The organism is Rhizobacter sp., assembly GCA_021153565.1.
Classification (GTDB): domain Bacteria; phylum Pseudomonadota; class Gammaproteobacteria; order Burkholderiales; family Burkholderiaceae_C; genus Albitalea.
On record JAJKJU010000030.1, the window covers coordinates 1 to 17263 of the forward strand.

The window sequence follows — 17263 nt, forward strand, 5'->3', positions numbered from 1 at the left end:
CGCAGGGCGGGATGCGATGCAAGGCGCTCCGAGCGCCGTGTGGCGAGCCACACAAGTGAGGAGCAACGCCGCAGCGCGCCCGCCCAGCACCCCCAAAACGGCAAGTTGTTTCGGGCCATGTCCTAAAGCGGGTCGGTTGATGGGCGGGGCAAGGGAAACTGGGCGCGTCCCTTTGGGTCATGTCTGGCCTCGCACTCAATATTCTGTGGCCGCGTTGGCGCGTCAAACTGAAGTCGCAGGGGAGCGGGCACGGTGTTTGCCGTGACACCAGTCATCAACCATCGTCCCTCGGGGGCTCCGAGCCATGAATCATGCGGGCCATGCCTGCGGTGCGAGAACGCGCCGGCTGCCTTCTTTCATCCGACAGGTCGGGCCGGGCATCGTTACCGGCGCCGCGGATGACGACCCGTCGGGCATTGCGACCTACACGCAAGCCGGCGCGCATTTCGGCACCCAGGTCCTGTGGACCGTGTTCCTGTCGGTGCCATTCATGGTAGCGATCCAGCTCGTCAGCGCACGAATCGGCCGGCAGTCCGGCAAAGGCATCGTTGCAAATCTCAAGACGCAGGCGCCAGGCTGGTTTGTGTTCTCCATCGTGTCGCTGCTGCTCATGGCAAACACCATCAACATCGCGGCCGACATCGGCGCCATGGGTGAGGCGCTGCAACTCGTCGTCGGTGGCGGCGAGCACTTTCATGCGCTTGTGTTTGGCATCGCAACTGTGCTGCTGCAGGTCTTCGTTCCATACCGCCGTCTCGCGCCCATCCTCAAGTGGCTGACGCTGAGCCTCTTTGTCTATGTTGGTGCTGCATTCACGATGAGCATTCCATGGGCCCAGGTGCTGCACGATCTGGTGATGCCGCACGTCGAGCACAGCCCGGAGTTCTGGATGACGATCGTCGCCATTCTCGGTACGACCATCTCTCCCTATCTTTTCTTCTGGCAGGCCGCGCAAGAGGTCGAAGAGGGAGAGCAGAGGCATGTCCATCCTCGCCATGAAAAGCTGAAGAAGGTGCGCCGCGCCATCAAGCGTATGCGCATCGACACAGTCATTGGCATGGTGTTCTCCAACGGCATCGCATTCTTTGTGATGCTCATGGCCGCGGTGGCGCTGCACGCCGCTGGCAAGACGGACGTGCAGACGGCGGCGCAGGCGGCCGAAGCCCTGCGGCCGCTGGCCGGCGATCTCGCCTTCATGCTGTTCGCCGTCGGCATCATTGCCACGGGCATGCTCGCCGTGCCGGTGCTCGCGTCGTCAGCTGCCTACGCGGTGGCGGAAGCCTTCGGATGGACGGAGGGCCTGGAGCGCCACTGGCAGGAGGCGAAAGGTTTTTACGCCATCATCGTCGTCGCAACGCTCGTGGGCACCAGCCTGAGCTTTACGCCCATCGACCCGATGAAGGCTCTGTACTGGAGCGCGGTCATCAACGGCGTCGTCTCGGTGCCGATCATGGCCGCGATGATGATGCTCGCGGCCAAGCCAGAGGTGATGGGCCCGCTTGTCGTGAAGCGCAAGACACGCGCGTTCGGATGGGGTGCTGTGTGTGTGATGGCGGCGGCTGTGCTGATGATGGGCCGCGATCTGTTTCGTTGACGAGGCGCATGAAGACTTGGGGGAGCTCACCCCTGCGGCTACGATTTCGGCCACAACACCCACATGTGCAGCGGCTGTTTCATCCGTCCTGCCTGTTGCTCGGCCTGATCGCCCCAGCCCCAGAAGTAGTCGGCCCGCACTGCGCCCGTGATGGCGGTTCCGGTGTCTTGCGCCAACACGAGTCGGCGCAGCGACGTATTCGACAGCGGCTCTGTCGTGTCGAGCCACACGGGTGTGCCGTACGGAACACTCTGTGCATCGACGGCGATCGAGCGGCCAGGCGAGAGCGGCACGCCTTGGGCGCCACGCGGGCCTGCGTTCACGTCCACGATGGGCTCTTCCCGGAAGAACACCACCCGCGGATTGCTCCACAGCAGGTCGTTCAACCGCGTCGGATTCATCTGCGCCCAGGCCTTGATGGCGGGCCACGAAGCTTGTTCGGGCTTGAGTTCGCCCTGCTCGATCAACCACTTGCCGACCGACTTGTATGGATGGTCGTTGTGACCGGCGAAGGCGGCGCGCACGAGCTTTTTCGTGCCGTCCGGTTCGGTGATCTGCAAACGGCCGCTGCCCTGGATCTGCAGGATGAGCGCATCGAGGGGATTGGAGACGAAGGCAAGTTCTCGTCCGCGCAACTGGGTTTGTGCTGATGCCAGGGTGTCGACTTGCTGACGTGTCCAGTACGGTTTGCGAGCGCTGAGGTCGTTGGGCATCATGTACAGCGGCACGCGGAACGGTCCTCGTGCGACACGGCTGGCTTCGATCAGCGGCTCGAAGTAGCCGGTGACCAAGCCATCGGACGACCCGTCAAGCGATTCCACGCGGTACGGCGCCAAGCGCTGCTGCAGCCACGCGCGCACGGCTGCGTCCGTCGGCAAAGCTGCCTTGCGCGCGTCATTGCACAACCGAGCCCACTCGAAAGGCGGGCGCTCGCAGCCCCGGATCAGGGCAGGCCACACCTCGCTCATGCGGTCGTTGTCCCAGCCTGGAAGTTCGTTCCAGTCCACCGGCACCCAACGCGAACGAGAGCGCAACAAGGGCGGTCCCAGCGCAACTTGCGGCGTCGACGCTGCGCCTGCAGGCGGCGTCGCGACGGTCGGCACACGCCCCGTCCTGTCTTCGACCGGCGCTGCCGTGTCGCGAGGCGGGGACGAACAAGCGACGAGCACTCCTAGAATGACCACCGGCCAGATGCCTCGGCCGGAACTACGAAACGACAAAGCCATGTGGGTGATTCTGCTGGAAGCGCTGGGCGCCCTCTCGATCTTCGTGCTGATTGTGTGGTGGACCATGTTCTCGGGGCGCAAAGGCGGCGAGCGCCGGGGCCCGGAGGACGGCTGAATCGGCAAGGTTCAGAGGCAGGTTCAGAGGCTGAGAGTTTTTCGAGCGTGTCCGAGCAGCACGTCAAAAGGCGCCCGATCTAGGCGCAAAGCGCAGCCATAGCTCGTGCTATGGCGAGCATTTGCAACGACGAGCAGGGGACTTTTGGCGTGATGAGCGGGCATGATCGAAATACTCTCAGCCTCTCAGTGCAATGCGGACGCGAGCGTCAGCCCGAACTCCGGGATGTCCGCATCGAAGGGCTTCGCATCTTCCGTCATGCAGAAGAAGGTGCCGCGCATCGTTCCGTTGGGTGTGTTCAGCCGCGTCCAGCTTGTGTACTCGAACTGCTCGCCCGGCTTGAGCAGTGGCTGATGTCCCACCACCGCGAGCCCACGTACTTCTTCGCAGTGGCCGTCGGCGTCGACAATGATCCAATGCCGCGCGATCAATTGCGCGGTGATGTCGCCGGTGTTATGGATCGTGACCGTGTAGGCGAAGGCATATTGCCCAGCGTCCGGTTGCGATTGCTCGGGCAGCGGTCGCACGGCGACGCTGCAGGTGAACTGGGGATGGGCCATCTCGCGATTCTATTGATGCGGGCTCGTCGCGACCATGCCCCTTCTAGAATCTCCCGATGAGCACCATCCACCGCATCGCCCCCAGCATCCTCTCTGCCGACTTCGCACGTTTGGGCGACGAAGTGAAAAGCGTCATCGCCGCTGGCGCGGACTGGATTCACTTCGATGTGATGGATAACCACTACGTGCCCAATCTCACCTTCGGCCCGATGATCTGCGAGGCGTTGCGCAAGCACTCGATCAAGGCCGACGGCAGCAAGGTGCCCATCGACGTTCACCTCATGGTGAGCCCGGTCGATGCCCTGGCACAGGCCTTCTGCAAGGCCGGCGCCGATCTCGTGAGCTTCCACCCCGATGCGTCCACGCACGTGGATCGCACGCTGCAGTTGATCCAGGCCGAGGGCTGCCAGGCCGGCCTGGTGTTCAACCCGGCCACGCCACTGGACGTGCTGGAATGGGTGATCGACCGCGTCGACCTCGTGCTCATCATGAGTGTGAACCCCGGTTTCGGCGGGCAGAGCTTCATTCCCTCGGCCCTGAAGAAGATCGAGCAAGCACGCCGCATCATCGACGCGAGCGGGCGTGACATTCGTCTTGAAGTCGATGGCGGCATCAAGATCGACAACATCCGCCAGGTGGCCGACGCCGGGGCGGACACCTTTGTCGCGGGAAGCGCGATCTTCGGCAAGCCCGATTACGCGTCAGTGATCGCTGCAATGCGACGCGAACTGGCCGCAACGTAACGGCTTGTCCAACGCGGGTACCCACCCGCGTTCCTATGTGACGGTTTGCATCCGACGCCAGGGTGCAAGACCTCCAATTCCCACACGTTTCTGACGCTGCAAGTCATGCAGCTGGGCTGCGCCATTTCTTGCTCAGCGCCTATACCCAAACGGCTTTCAAGTTTCAGCCCTCTCGTTTCGCTATGCGCATTGGTCGCAAATGCGCTGGGTTCGCGCGGTTCGTCACCTGCGAGAGGGGGGGGGCGGTGGCGGATTTTCTAAGCACAAAGATCGGGTCCACATGACGACATCTACCTTGAGTTTCTCGATTCGCCCCGTCGTGAATGGCATGGACTTGCGACGGGCGTGCGAAGTACGGGCAGAGGGCTACGGTCATCACATGCCCGCGTGGCGGCAATCGCTGATCGAGCCCGACGCGCTCGATTGGGAAGAAGGCACGTTGATCTTGTTGTGCGAAGACAAGCGAACGGGGCAGGCCATCGGCACGGCACGCATCCAGACCAGCCGGCAAGGACCCTTGCTGATCGAGCAATCGGCGTCTCTGCCGGAGTCGATCTTGCGCCTTGGTCGGGCCGAAATCACGCGCTTGTCCACGATTGCGGGCGCCGACCCCATTCTCAAGTTCGCCATCTGCAAGGCGGCGTTCCTGTATTGCCTGTCGGCCCAGGCACGCTTCGCGATCATCGGCGCGCGCAACGAAGCGCTGGTGCGGCAGTACAAGCGAATCGGGTTCACCGAGATGTTCCCCGACGAGCCGATGGTGCCGCTGGCCCACACCGGCGGCATGCCGCATCGCGTGCTGATGTTCGACACCATGCTCGGCCCGCGCGAGTGGCAGATCAATCCGAACAAGCAAGGCCTTTTCGATTTCTGCTTCGAGACCTTCCATCCGGACATCGAGATCGTCGAGCGGATGCGTGCGCCGCAGCGGGTGGAGGCGATGGCGGCTTGAGTTGTGTAGCTTGGCATCACCCTTCGTTGCCCACAAATCGGTTTGAAATTCTCGTTCGGACTGAGCGGGGGCCCAGTTCTAGTGCGGCAACGACGACGGCGACTCGTTGTCGCGATGAATCATGGCCGTCGACGGCCGATGCAGCCAGAAGGCCATGACCTGCGCGAGTTGTTCCGCCGAGAACGGCTTGGCCAGAAAGTCGTCCATGCCTGCTGCCAGGCAGGCGCCCTTGTCCTCGTCGCTGGCTGTGGCGGTCATCGCGATCACAGGCACGCGGGCCAGGCCGAGCGCTTGTTCGCGCGCCCGGATCTCCCGGGTTGCCGACACACCGTCCAGCGTCGGCATCAACACGTCCATCAAGACGAGACTCGGCCGACCGACTTCGCGCAGCGCCCGCCGAACCGCCTCGCGGCCGTTCACGGCTCTTTCGACTACCACACCCTCACGTTCGAGAAATGCCTGCGCGATGAGCGCGTTCAGGTCGTTGTCTTCCGCAAGCAGCACCTGGAACTCGCCTCGAATGGCAGCCGGTGCCGGGGCATCGGTCGAATTTCGCGCTTCCTGTCCCGCCTGAGCGACCGGCTGCAAAGACACTGTGAAGCGGAAGGAAGATCCGACGTCTGGGGCACTGCGGCAGGTGATGTCCCCACCCATGGCCTGGGCGACTTCACGGGCGATGGTGAGGCCCAGGCCCGTGCCTTCGAAGGGTCGTGACGCCGTGGCGCCGGCCTGGTGGAAGGCCTCGAAGATGTGCGCCTGGTCTTCCGGAGAAATGCCGACGCCGCTGTCTCGCACGATGAAGACATAGAGCTCGGCTGACACATGCTCGAGTGACATCGACACGAAACCGGTCTTGGTGAACTTGACCGCATTGCCAAGCAGGTTGTGCAGCACCTGCCGCAGCCGTGATGGATCGCCGCGGACCCAAGTGGGCGCCTTGATGCGGCAATCGAACGAGAATGACAATCCCTTGTCACCTGCACGCATCGAGTAGATCTCGGCGACGCGGCACGCTTCCGCGTTGAGGTCGAATTCGGACAGGTACATCTTGAGCTGCCCCGACTCGATTCGGCTGATGTCGAGCAGGTCGTTGATGAGCTCGAGCAAGTGCATTCCGCTCGACTCAATCAGCTCGACGCGTCGTCGGACGGCCGAATCGTTGCTCTCAATGTTCAGCAGCCGTGCAATGCCGAGGATGCCGTGCAGCGGTGTGCGCAGCTCGTGGCTCATGGTCGCGAGGAACTGGCTTTTGACGGCGCTCTTGCGTTGCGCAAGCTGCAGCGCCACTTCGCGCTCTTCGGCGTTGCGCTGGGCGAGCGCAAGTGCTGCATCCTTCAATTCTTCGCTGCGGCTGGCCTTCATGCGCAGCAGGAAGTTTTCGGCCAGGCGCTTTTCGTAGCGCCGCGCCGTCGACAGCAGCAGGCCGAGGAGGGCGAGTGACCCCAGGCCCCATAAAGTGCCGAACTCGTCGCCACGGAACAGCAGGCTCACGGCAGTCAGCATCACGATCGGAACCACGTAGGCGGCAGTGGCAATGAGCCGCGCCTGCAGTCCATAGGTCGCAACGATGGCGATACAGGCGAGGCACGGCAGGACGACCGCCAGCACGGGGATTGAGTCGTGAGCCAGGACGGCGCCGGCCAGTCCCCAGACGATGCCGTCGACCGCGAGGAGCGCGTAGGTGTAGCCTCGCCAAGGCTTGCCGTCCGGGTGTCCCCTGCGGTTGTAGATGAGCGCCTGCGCGATACGAGGAATGGCGATCGCGAGCTTGAGAGCAACCCAGGGCAGGACCAAGGCGGTGAAATGGGTCGGTAGCTTCCACGCCATCAGCATGGCGAAAGCCGTCGCGACTGCCGTGCCGATCGATGCGTGTTCCCACACCATGCGCAACTGCTCGTCGGCGAGCTGCGCGGCGAAATCGCCTTCCGGGTGAAGTTCTGCGTCAATGCGGGTGTCGACCATGACGCAGTCTTATCGGCGTTAAATCAGAACCGCGCCAGCAGCGGCGTCATGTCCTCGGGGCACTCGATCTCGAGCCTCTGGCAAGTAACGCGAAAGCGCTCCATCTTTCCAGCATCGGAGCAGTCGGGCAACGCATCGGCCAAGTCGCGGTAGAGGCGGACCAACGCACGATGACGAAGCTCTTCGAGGGCGCGCTGCCAATCGGAAATCACCTCGACCTGGATGGCGCCCGAGGCGGCGAAGAAGTCATCGGGCAGATTGATGCAGCCGCCCCCCAGTTCGAGATCGGCGAACAGGCCGCCGATGGGCAACGGAAATGCCGCGGGGTCGTCTCGCCGTCGAGAGCTTGAATTGCTCATGGAGAACTCTTCCCCGGCTCCCAAGGCACGTGCAGACGCATGTTGTTCCCATTCGGCCGGCAATTTGGCCGACAGTACACCACCGAACATTCTAAGGAGTCAGTCAAAGGCGGCTGATTCGCGGGGAACTGTGCACTTGTCGGGTCAATTCAGGCGTGCGGGACTAATCGATCAGCGTTTTCGTTACCCTTGCCTTCCATCAGGAGGGGATTCCATGACCGAACAACTCTCGATCCGACCCGTGAACCGCGAAGACTTCCCCGCATGGAAGCCGCTGTGGGACGGCTACAACGCCTTCTATGGACGCTCCGGGTCGACCACGCTGCCGGAAGAGATCACGCATGCGACGTGGTCTCGGTTCTTCGATGCCTATGAGCCCGTGCACGCCATGGTCGCGGAACGCTCCGGCCAGTTGCTTGGCCTCGTGCATTTCCTCTTCCATCGCAGCACGACCCTGATCGCGCCCATCTGCTACTTGCAAGACCTGTTCACGGTCGAGGCGGCGCGCGGCAAAGGCGTGGGCCGAGCGCTCATCGAAGCGGTGTACGAACATGCCAAGGCTGTCGGATCGCCCCGCGTCTACTGGCAGACACACGAGACGAACACCGTCGCCATGCGGCTCTACGACCAGGTCGCGGACAAGTCCGGTTTCCTCGTTTATCGCAAGGCACTATGAGCAATTCAGCGCGCCCGCGAGCCGGTCGGGAGGCTTGGAACAATGCACTAGACTGATGGTTGTAAATGCCATGACTTTGAAACGGCCCGACTTCGACGCTGCAATCATCGATCTCGACGGTACCCTTGTCGACACGCTGAGCGACTTCCACGCTGTGCTTCTGGCGATGCTCGATGAATTGCAGTTGCCGAGTGTCGATCGCGCCTTCGTCGAACTCAGCATCGGCAAAGGATCGGAGCACCTCATCCGTATGACACTGCAAGAAGTTGGCGGGAAGTCCGACTTGTTCCACGCTGCCTGGGAGTCGTACCAATCACACTATGGTCGCGTGAACGGCGATCAGGCGGATGTGTTTGCGGGCGTTGTCGAAGGGCTCGAGGCATTCACGGCGCGTGGTGTGAAACTCGCCTGCCTCACCAACAAGCCTACGGCCTTCGCGAATGACCTGCTGCGCATGAAAGGCCTCGCGTCGTATTTTTCTGTGGTCTTCGGCGGCGATGCCTTCGAGCGCAAGAAGCCGGACCCCTTGCCGCTCATCAAGACATGCGAGGCACTTTGCACGGAACCGTCCCGCACCTTGATGGTCGGCGACTCAAGCAACGACGCGCGGGCCGCCCGCGCTGCAGGTTGCCCCGTCGTGCTTGTGACCTATGGCTACAACCACGGCGAACCGATTCGCGAAGTCGATGCAGATGGCCTCATCGACCGTCTCGACGAACTGCAACTCGACTGAGCCCAAAGACAACGGGACCCTTTGTCCGAAGCGATGACTCGCCGCGGATCAACTGAACGGATCCTTTTCCCTCTGCCTCGTGGCAGCCTTTCAACCTAGGGAGCAAGTCACGGATGGGGAGTGATCCGGGTGTAGCCAAGTTCTCGCCCTGCTACACTTTTATGATGTTCACACCGCGCAAGCAAACCAAGGGGTCTCACGACCGGGGAGCATGGCCCTGGCGGGGCCAGCCCGCAGGCGCCTGATTTTTCAGAGCGCAGGTTTGTTTGGCCGTGGTTGCCGCTCGTCCCATGAGCCGCCCTTCGGTCCCACCCGGTGACCCTCGTCCGACCCATTCGACGAACGGCCTCACCGAGCTTTCCGACATTGTTTTCCCTTGCGTGCGCCTCGCGGCGCTCATGCCGGGCTGTGGAGGGCCCTGAACATGATCACTGAACTCGAATTCAAAAGCCTTGCGGGCGAAGGATTCAACCGCATCCCCCTGATCGCCGAAGCATTCGCCGATCTGGAAACCCCCCTCTCGCTGTACCTCAAGCTCGCCTATGCCTCGGGCGGAGGAAAGAACAGCTTCCTGCTTGAATCGGTCGTGGGCGGCGAGCGCTTCGGGCGCTATTCATTCATCGGCCTGCCGGCACGCACGATGTTGCGGGCCACGGGCTTCAAGACCGAGGTGCTGACCGACGGCGTCGTGGTCGAGACACATGAAGGCAATCCGCTCGACTTCATTGCCGAATACCAGAAGCGCTTCAAAGTCGCGCTGCGTCCGGGCATGCCGCGGTTTTGCGGCGGGCTGGCCGGCTACTTCGGGTATGACGCCGTGCGCTTCATCGAGCCCAAGCTAGCCAAGACCGAAAAGTCCGGCGGAATCGACACGCCGGACGTTCTGTTGCTGCAGTGCGAGGAACTTGCCGTCATCGACAACCTGTCGGGGCGGCTTTATCTCATCGTCTACGCCAACCCTGACGAGGCCGAGGCATTTCACAAGGCGAAGCGGCGGCTGGCGGACTTGGCAGACAAGCTCAAGTACAGCGTGACCGCACCGGCGGTAAAGCGGGGTACTGCGCACGGTGTAGAGCGCGAGTTTGCCAAGGACGACTACATCGCAGCAGTGCTCGCGGCCAAGGAATACATCGCCGCCGGCGACATGATGCAGGTGCAGGTGGGGCAGCGACTTCGCAAGCGCTACACCGAGTCGCCGCTGTCGCTTTACCGGGCCTTGCGCTCGTTGAACCCGTCGCCCTACATGTACTTCTATGACATGGGCGACTTCCAGATCGTCGGTGCATCCCCTGAAATTCTGGTGCGGCAGGAGCGTACGGCCGAGGGCGACAAGGTGACAATCCGACCGTTGGCCGGCACGCGTCCACGCGGCGCTACGTCGGAGCAGGACAAGGCGTTGGAGCTAGAGCTCAGTGGAGACCCGAAGGAGCGCGCGGAGCACTTGATGCTCATCGACTTGGCGCGCAACGACATCGGGCGGATCGCGAAGACGGGCAGTGTGAAGGTGACGGAAGCCTTCGTTGTCGAGCGCTACTCGCACGTGATGCACATCGTGAGCAACGTCGAAGGACTGTTGAAGGACGGGATGTCGAGCCTCGATGTGCTGAAGGCGACATTCCCGGCAGGCACGCTCACCGGCGCGCCGAAGATCCGGGCGATGGAAATCATCGATGAGCTGGAGCCGGTGAAGCGTGGCATCTACGGCGGGGCTTGTGGATACCTGAGTTTTGCGGGCGACATGGACGTGGCCATCGCGATTCGCACTGGCATCGTCAAGGACCAGACGCTGTATGTTCAGGCCGCAGCAGGTGTCGTCGCCGATTCGGTCCCCGAACTCGAATGGAAAGAAACCGAGGCGAAGGCTCGTGCACTACTGCGCGCCGCCGAACTCGTCGAGGAGGGCTTCTAAATGCTGCTCATGATCGACAACTACGACAGCTTTACCTTCAACCTCGTGCAGTACTTCGGCGAGCTGGGTGAAGACGTTCGTGTGTTCCGCAATGACGAGATCACCCTTGAAGGCATCAGCGAACTGAAGCCCGACAAGCTGGTGCTTTCGCCCGGGCCGTGCTCGCCGGCTGAAGCGGGCATCTGTGTGGATTCCATCAAGCATTTCATCGGCAAGCTGCACATCCTCGGCGTGTGCCTCGGGCATCAGGCCATGGGCGCAGCGCTGGGCGGCAAGATCATCCGCGCGCAGCGGCAGATGCATGGCAAGACGAGCGTGATCACGACCGACCAGCGAGGGGTGTACACCGCCTTGCCCAAGGAGTTCACAGTGATCCGCTATCACTCGCTGGCCATTGAGCGCGAGACCTTGCCGGCGGTGCTAGAGGTCACCTCGACCTCGGAAGACGGCGAGATCATGGGGGTGCGGCATCGTGAGCTGGCAGGGACGAAGACACCGCTCGAAGGCGTGCAATTTCACCCCGAGTCCATCCTGAGCGAACATGGGCATGCGATGCTCAAGAACTTCCTGGAGCTCGCGCCGTGAAGATCATCGATCTCAGAAGCGATACCGTCACACGGCCGACCCCGGCCATGCGTGACGCGATGATGCGCGCCGAACTCGGCGACGACGTGTTCGGCGACGACCCGACCGTCAACGCGCTGCAGGAGCGCATCGCAACCATGCTCGGCAAGGAAGCGGCGCTCTACGTTCCCACCGGTACGCAAAGTAACCTCATCGCGACGATGACGCATTGCCAGCGAGGCGAGGAATACATCGTCGGCCAGTATGCGCACACCTATCGATGGGAAGCGGGCGGGGCGGCGGTGCTGGGCAGCGTGCAGCCGCAGCCGATCGAGCATCAACCGGATGGCACGCTCGCCATCGCCGACATCGAGGCCGCAATAAAGCCCGATGATTCGCACTTTGCGCGCAGCCGTTTGCTATGTTTGGAGAACACCTTCGCAGGCAAGGCGCTGCCGATGGCGTACATGGCGGATGCGACCGGCATTGCACGAAAACGCGGGCTCGCCATCCATCTCGACGGCGCCCGCTTGTTCAACGCCGCTACCAAGCTCGGCGTGAACGCGAAAGACATCGCGCAGCATTTCGACAGCGTGTCGGTTTGCTTCTCGAAGGGGCTCGGCGCGCCAGTGGGCTCGGCCCTCGTTGGCTCGCGTGACTTCATCAGGCAGGCACATCGTTATCGAAAGATGCTGGGCGGCGGCATGCGTCAGGCAGGTGTACTCGCCGGTGCGGCCTTGTATGCGCTCGATCACCATATCGAAAGACTGTTAGAAGACCATGCGCTTGCACAGCGCCTCGCCGACGGCTTGCAGGGCATTTCAGGACTCACCGTCGAGCCGCCGCAAACCAACATGGTCTTCGTCGACGTCGAAGGCGAGCGCGCCAAGAGTCTGTTGCCGCACCTGAAGACACGAGGTGTGCTGGCGACCGGCCTTTATCGCCTTCGCTTCGTGACGCACCTAGACGTTGACGGTGCCGACATCACACGCGCGATCGCCGCGGTCCGTGAACACTTCAGCGCCTGACGGGAGGGACATGTCCATGACCATCACCAACAACGAAGCGCTGACGCGGACCATCGAACACCGCGAAATCTTCCACGACGAAATGCTTGCGCTGATGCGTCGCATCATGAGCGGAGAAATGTCGCCCGTGACCATGGCCGCACTGCTCGTGGGCCTTCGCGTCAAGAAGGAAACCATCGGGGAAATCACCGCGGCCGCCCAGGTGATGCGCGAGTTCTCTACCAAAGTCGAGGTGGCGGACCGCACGCACCTGGTCGACATCGTGGGTACTGGCGGCGACAGTTCGCACACCTTCAACATCTCGACCTGCAGCATGTTTGTGGCGGCAGCCGCGGGGGCACGCGTGAGCAAGCACGGCAGTCGAAGCGTGTCGAGCAAGTCGGGCAGTGCCGACGTGCTCGAAGCACTGGGCATGACCCTCGCACTGTCGCCGCAGGCGATCGCCCAGTGCATCGCCGACACCGGCATCGGATTCATGTTCGCGCCCAACCACCATCCTGCGATGAAGAATGTTGCGCCGGTCCGCAAGGAGCTGGGTATTCGCACAATTTTCAATATCCTCGGGCCGCTGACGAATCCGGCCGATGCGCCCAACATCCTGATGGGCGTATTCCACCCCGACCTCGTGGGCATTCAAGTGCGCGCGCTGCAGCGCTTGGGCGCGGAGCATGCGGTGGTGGTCTACGGCCGCGACGGCATGGACGAGGTGTCGCTGGGTGCGGCCACCTTGGTGGGCGAGTACAAGGATGGTGGCATCCACGAGTATGAGATCCATCCGGAAGACTTCGGCCTCACGATGGCCAGCAACCGCACCTTGAAAGTCGAGACGCCCGAGCAATCGAAGGCGCTGCTCCTGTCGGTGCTCGACAACGTGCCTGGTCCGGCGCGTGACATCGTCATTCTCAATGCGGGCGTAGGTCTGTACGCTGCCAACGTCGCGAAGTCTATGGCCGATGGCATTGCCATGGCGCGCGACGTACTCGCCTCGGGCAAAGCGCGAACGAAGATGCATCAATTCATCAACCGCACCAAGGAACTCGGCACAGCATGAGCGACATCCTCAACAAGATTGTCGCGGTCAAGCGCGAAGAGATCGCCGCGGCGAAGGCGAAGCGTGATTTGGGGGCGCTGCGTCGCGATGCGGAAGCCCGCGGCGGCCTGCGCGATTTCGTTGGCAGCCTGCGCAGCAAGATCGCCGCAGGTAAAGCCGGCGTCATCGCCGAGATCAAGAAGGCCAGCCCGAGCAAAGGCGTGATACGCGAAGACTTTCGCCCCGCGGACATCGCCGCAAGCTACGAGCGCCACGGCGCAGCTTGCCTGAGCGTGCTGACAGACGTGCAGTTCTTTCAAGGCAAGGCGTTGTACTTGCAACAGGCGCGCGCCGCTTGTGCACTGCCCGTGCTGCGCAAGGACTTCATGGTCGACGCCTATCAAGTCGTCGAGGCGCGCGACATGGGGGCTGACTGCATCTTGCTCATCGCCGCCTGCCTGGACAACGCGCAGATGGCCGACCTCGAAGCCCAGGCGCACGATCTCGGCATGGCGGTGCTGGTCGAAGTGCATGACGGCGCGGAACTCGATCGCGCGTTGCGCTTGAAAACCCCGCTCGTGGGCATCAACAACCGCAACCTGCGGACCTTCGAAAGTACGCTGGACACGACGCTGTGTCTGTTGGAGAACGTGCCAAGCGATCGATTGCTCGTCACCGAAAGCGGCATTCTCGGACGCGCCGATGTCGAGCGCATGCGGGCGGAGAATGTCCATGCCTTCCTCGTCGGCGAGGCCTTCATGCGAGCCGACGATCCCGGTCAGGCACTCGCGCAGCTGTTTCAATGAGTGCGGCAAGTGGTGATCTCTTCGCCGACCGTTTGACGGCGGCGCGATCCGATAACTGCCTTCGAGATCCGCTTGCGGAAGTCTTCGCACGCGTCACGCCGGCCTGGAAACCGGTGACGGACGCCTTCCTTGCGAGTCCCGAAGGAGAGTCCCTCGTCCGCTACGTCGACGCCCGCGTGGCCGACGGCGCCGTCGTCTACCCCGGCACGGTGTTTCGCGCCCTCGAACTGACATCCCCGGACGACGTGCGCGTCATCATCGTCGGACAGGATCCATACCACGGCCCGGGTCAGGCGCAAGGCCTCGCTTTCTCCGTGGGCGCTGGCCAGAAGCTGCCGCCCAGCCTTCGCAACATGCTCAAGGAAGTCGAAGCCGACACCGGCGCGACGTCGCAATGCCAGGGTGACCTGAGCGACTGGGCCCGGCAAGGCGTTTTGTTGCTCAACACCTCGCTGACCGTCGAAGATGGCCAGCCGCAAAGCCACGCCGGACGCGGCTGGGAGGCGCTGACCGATGCGCTGCTCATGCACATCGCGTTGCGCCCGCGGCCAGTGGTCTTTCTGCTGTGGGGCGGCTCAGCCCAGCGCAAGCGGGTGTTTCTCGACAAGCCGCCACATCGGGTGCTCACCGCCAACCATCCCTCACCGTTGTCCGCGCGACGCCCGCCCGAACCCTTCATCGGGTGCCGGCATTTCAGCAAGGCGAACAACTTATTGCTAGAAATACAGCCAGGCACGTCGCCGATCCGATGGTAGGGTGTGGCGTTGAAATGGTAACGGTGGGTGCCCCTGTCGCCCTGCGCTCTTCGGGGGAGGCGGCCGCCCGTACTTGCATTCACGTCCGTCCAATTACGAATTGGTGGCACTAAACTGATGGTGGTCAAAGGCCAGCACGAGGTGCCCTCAGGTCGTCGCGGAAGATACGCGATGGATGAGCGGTGAAAGAGTGGCCCCGCGCCGCGGGATCGCAGCCAGCGAATTCCTCAATTGGCCCATCGACCCGCGGCCGTGGAAGCGCATTGTTGCGGAGGTGATGGATGAGTGCGCTCAAAGGAAACATCCTCACGCCGCAAGGCTTCGTGTCGGGCGCTATCGAGTTTGACGACGCCGGGCGCATTGCGCGCATAGAGGGCGAGCCAATCGCTACCGACAAGGCTCGCGAATCGAAGCAGCCTTTGCTGCTGCCCGGCTTCGTCGATTTGCACGTGCACGGCGGCGGCGGCCACGACATCATGGAAGGCGGCGATGCCGCTGCGAAGGTCGCGGCATGGCACGCAGGCCACGGCACGACGTCCCTGCTCGCGACCACGATAACAGCGCCCATTGACGACCTCAAATCGGTTTTCACAGGCCTGCGGCCGCTGTGCGCCGGACGTCCGCGCAATGCGGCGCGTCTGCTGGGCGTGCACCTCGAAGGTCCCTATATCAATGGTGGCAAGCTCGGTGCCCAGCCCGACTTCGCACGACCCTTCAACCCCGACGAGTTGAAATGGCTCAACGACATAGCGCCCATCCGCCTTATCACCGTCGCACCCGAAGTGCCGGGCAACATGGAAGCAGTCGAGGCGCTGGTGGCTGGCGGCTACAAGGTGCAGATCGGCCACACGCTCGGCACCTACGAAGACGGTATCGAGGCTCTGGCGCGCGGGGCACGCGGCTTCACGCATCTCTTCAACGCAATGACGGGCCTGCACCACCGCGAGCCGGGCATGGTGGGCGCGGCCCTGGCCCATGCGCAGTACTCGGAAATCATCCCCGACCTGCTGCACGTCCACCGCGGCGCCATCCGCGTCGCGCTGCGATCGATTCCCTGCCTTTACTGCGTGACGGATTCCACCGCCGCAGCCGGCATGCCAGACGGCCAGTACAAACTGGGTCGCCACACGGTCACCAAGTGTCTCGGCGGCGCACGCCTTCCCGACGGCACGCTGGCCGGGTCCACATTGACGATGGATCAAGCCCTGCGCAACCTGGTCAATGAATTGGGTCTCGACCTCCCGGATGCCTCGCGCCGCGTCTCCACTTATGCGGCTGACTACCTCGGCGCGAACGACCGCGGGCGCTTGGCGCCCGGAGTCTGGGGTGACGTCGTCGTGCTCGACCGCGATTTGCAATTGACGGACGTATATGTTGAAGGGGCCTCGCCTGAACTCCCGCATGCTGGCTGAAGCATACGAGGCGCTAACTGCCGTTCCCGCACGTCTCAGCTAGTCCCTCTCTGCACCTCCGCCATCAGTGAAAACCATATCGCTACCACAGCGGGCGCCCAACACCACCGCGCTCGCGTGAAATTCTGCTGATTTGAGAAATCTGTGCGTAAGTGGTTCTAACGTCCCTACCGTCTTCCCAACCCTGCTATAGTCTGAGGTTCGCCGCGGAGGGGTGCCCGAGTGGCTAAAGGGGGCAGACTGTAAATCTGTTGGCTTACGCCTACGCTGGTTCGAATCCAGCCTCCTCCACCAGGCGAAACTATAAGTTGGGCGGGGCGTGCGAAGTTGCTGGCGCGCGTCCGCCGTCACGAAGTTGGTGTCTCCCGGGCGGGAGTAGTTCAATGGTAGAACCTTAGCCTTCCAAGCTAATGACGCGGGTTCGATTCCCGCTTCCCGCTCCAGCAAGCCGTCGCTACGGGGTTGGGCATCTCCAGGTGCCTAATCCCGTGTCGATGCCCATGTGGCTCAGTGGTAGAGCACTCCCTTGGTAAGGGAGAGGTCGCGCGTTCGATCCGCGCCATGGGCACCAAGATTCATTCCCCAACGGTGGGTTGCTAGGAGCAAGAAATGGCAAAAGGCAAATTTGAACGGACCAAGCCCCACGTGAACGTGGGGACGATCGGGCACGTGGACCACGGCAAGACGACCTTGACGGCGGCGATCACGACGGTGCTGTCATCGAAGTTCGGCGGCGAGGCCAAGGCCTACGACCAGATCGACGCGGCGCCCGAAGAAAAGGCGCGCGGCATCACGATCAACACCGCGCACGTCGAGTACGAGACCGCCAACCGCCACTA

17 protein-coding genes and 3 tRNA genes are annotated in these 17263 nt (G+C 62.7%); 16 read left to right on the forward strand and 4 right to left on the reverse strand.

The features are described from left to right. Window positions 1-304: 304 nt before the first annotated feature. Entirely contained in the window at window positions 305-1594 is a 1290-nt protein-coding gene (locus tag AC30NL_RS02220; protein ID WP_489462384.1) for an Nramp family divalent metal transporter, read from the forward strand. Between the two features lie 38 nt (window positions 1595-1632). Here AC30NL_RS02220 and mltA read toward each other — a convergent pair whose 3' ends face one another. Next, window positions 1633-2820: a murein transglycosylase A gene (gene mltA / locus AC30NL_RS02225; RefSeq protein WP_489462385.1), complete on the reverse strand. Its 1188-nt coding sequence runs from the start codon at window positions 2818-2820 to the stop codon at window positions 1633-1635. A gap of 300 nt (window positions 2821-3120) precedes the next feature. Beyond that, on the reverse strand, window positions 3121-3495 hold the full coding sequence (gene apaG / locus AC30NL_RS02230; RefSeq protein ID WP_489462386.1) for a Co2+/Mg2+ efflux protein ApaG: 375 nt from the start codon (window positions 3493-3495) through the stop codon (window positions 3121-3123). A gap of 56 nt (window positions 3496-3551) precedes the next feature. Here apaG and rpe point away from each other — a divergent pair, with 56 nt between their 5' ends. Next, window positions 3552-4238, forward strand: a complete 687-nt coding sequence (rpe, locus tag AC30NL_RS02235) for a ribulose-phosphate 3-epimerase (RefSeq protein ID WP_489462387.1) — start codon at window positions 3552-3554, stop codon at window positions 4236-4238. Window positions 4239-4518: 280 nt separating this feature from the next. Further along, window positions 4519-5190: an N-acyl amino acid synthase FeeM domain-containing protein gene (locus AC30NL_RS02240; protein ID WP_489462388.1), complete on the forward strand. Its 672-nt coding sequence runs from the start codon at window positions 4519-4521 to the stop codon at window positions 5188-5190. A gap of 78 nt (window positions 5191-5268) precedes the next feature. Here the strand turns inward: AC30NL_RS02240 and AC30NL_RS02245 are convergent, their stop codons facing one another. Both AC30NL_RS02245 and AC30NL_RS02250 read right to left on the reverse strand, forming a co-directional pair. Then, on the reverse strand, window positions 5269-7152 hold the full coding sequence (locus tag AC30NL_RS02245; protein ID WP_489462389.1) for an ATP-binding protein: 1884 nt from the start codon (window positions 7150-7152) through the stop codon (window positions 5269-5271). 23 nt (window positions 7153-7175) lie between these two features. Next, on the reverse strand, window positions 7176-7511 hold the full coding sequence (locus tag AC30NL_RS02250) for a hypothetical protein (RefSeq protein WP_489462390.1): 336 nt from the start codon (window positions 7509-7511) through the stop codon (window positions 7176-7178). Between the two features lie 214 nt (window positions 7512-7725). Between AC30NL_RS02250 and AC30NL_RS02255 the strand changes: the two genes are divergently transcribed. The 13 genes from AC30NL_RS02255 to AC30NL_RS02315 form a co-directional block, all read left to right on the forward strand. Beyond that, window positions 7726-8187 carry a GNAT family N-acetyltransferase gene (locus AC30NL_RS02255; protein ID WP_489462391.1) on the forward strand — a complete coding sequence of 154 codons (462 nt, stop codon included), beginning with the start codon at window positions 7726-7728 and terminating at the stop codon, window positions 8185-8187. A 70-nt stretch (window positions 8188-8257) separates the two neighbouring features. Beyond that, window positions 8258-8920 carry a phosphoglycolate phosphatase gene (gene gph, locus AC30NL_RS02260; RefSeq protein WP_489462392.1) on the forward strand — a complete coding sequence of 221 codons (663 nt, stop codon included), beginning with the start codon at window positions 8258-8260 and terminating at the stop codon, window positions 8918-8920. A gap of 424 nt (window positions 8921-9344) precedes the next feature. Beyond that, window positions 9345-10829, forward strand: coding sequence for an anthranilate synthase component I (gene trpE, locus AC30NL_RS02265; protein WP_489462393.1), 1485 nt, complete (start codon window positions 9345-9347; stop codon window positions 10827-10829). After that, on the forward strand, window positions 10830-11414 hold the full coding sequence (locus tag AC30NL_RS02270; protein WP_489462394.1) for an anthranilate synthase component II: 585 nt from the start codon (window positions 10830-10832) through the stop codon (window positions 11412-11414). Continuing rightward, entirely contained in the window at window positions 11411-12421 is a 1011-nt protein-coding gene (gene ltaE / locus AC30NL_RS02275) for a low-specificity L-threonine aldolase (protein WP_489462395.1), read from the forward strand. The genes AC30NL_RS02270 and ltaE overlap by 4 nt, the downstream gene beginning before the upstream one ends. Window positions 12422-12437: 16 nt before the next feature. Next, window positions 12438-13472: an anthranilate phosphoribosyltransferase gene (gene trpD / locus AC30NL_RS02280; RefSeq protein ID WP_489462396.1), complete on the forward strand. Its 1035-nt coding sequence runs from the start codon at window positions 12438-12440 to the stop codon at window positions 13470-13472. Next, on the forward strand, window positions 13469-14257 hold the full coding sequence (gene trpC / locus AC30NL_RS02285) for an indole-3-glycerol phosphate synthase TrpC (protein WP_489462397.1): 789 nt from the start codon (window positions 13469-13471) through the stop codon (window positions 14255-14257). The genes trpD and trpC overlap by 4 nt, the downstream gene beginning before the upstream one ends. Next, a complete protein-coding gene (locus AC30NL_RS02290) occupies window positions 14254-15012 on the forward strand; it encodes a uracil-DNA glycosylase (protein ID WP_489462398.1) in 759 nt (252 codons plus the stop codon). The genes trpC and AC30NL_RS02290 overlap by 4 nt, the downstream gene beginning before the upstream one ends. A gap of 281 nt (window positions 15013-15293) precedes the next feature. Beyond that, window positions 15294-16424, forward strand: coding sequence for an N-acetylglucosamine-6-phosphate deacetylase (gene nagA, locus AC30NL_RS02295; protein ID WP_489462399.1), 1131 nt, complete (start codon window positions 15294-15296; stop codon window positions 16422-16424). A 208-nt stretch (window positions 16425-16632) separates the two neighbouring features. After that, a tRNA-Tyr gene (locus AC30NL_RS02300) sits at window positions 16633-16718 on the forward strand. A 75-nt stretch (window positions 16719-16793) separates the two neighbouring features. Beyond that, window positions 16794-16867, forward strand: a tRNA-Gly gene (locus AC30NL_RS02305). Window positions 16868-16920: 53 nt separating this feature from the next. Further along, window positions 16921-16995: transfer RNA gene (locus tag AC30NL_RS02310), tRNA-Thr, on the forward strand. A 38-nt stretch (window positions 16996-17033) separates the two neighbouring features. Next, a partial coding sequence (locus tag AC30NL_RS02315; RefSeq protein WP_489462183.1) for a GTP-binding protein occupies window positions 17034-17263 on the forward strand: 230 nt, incomplete at its 3' end.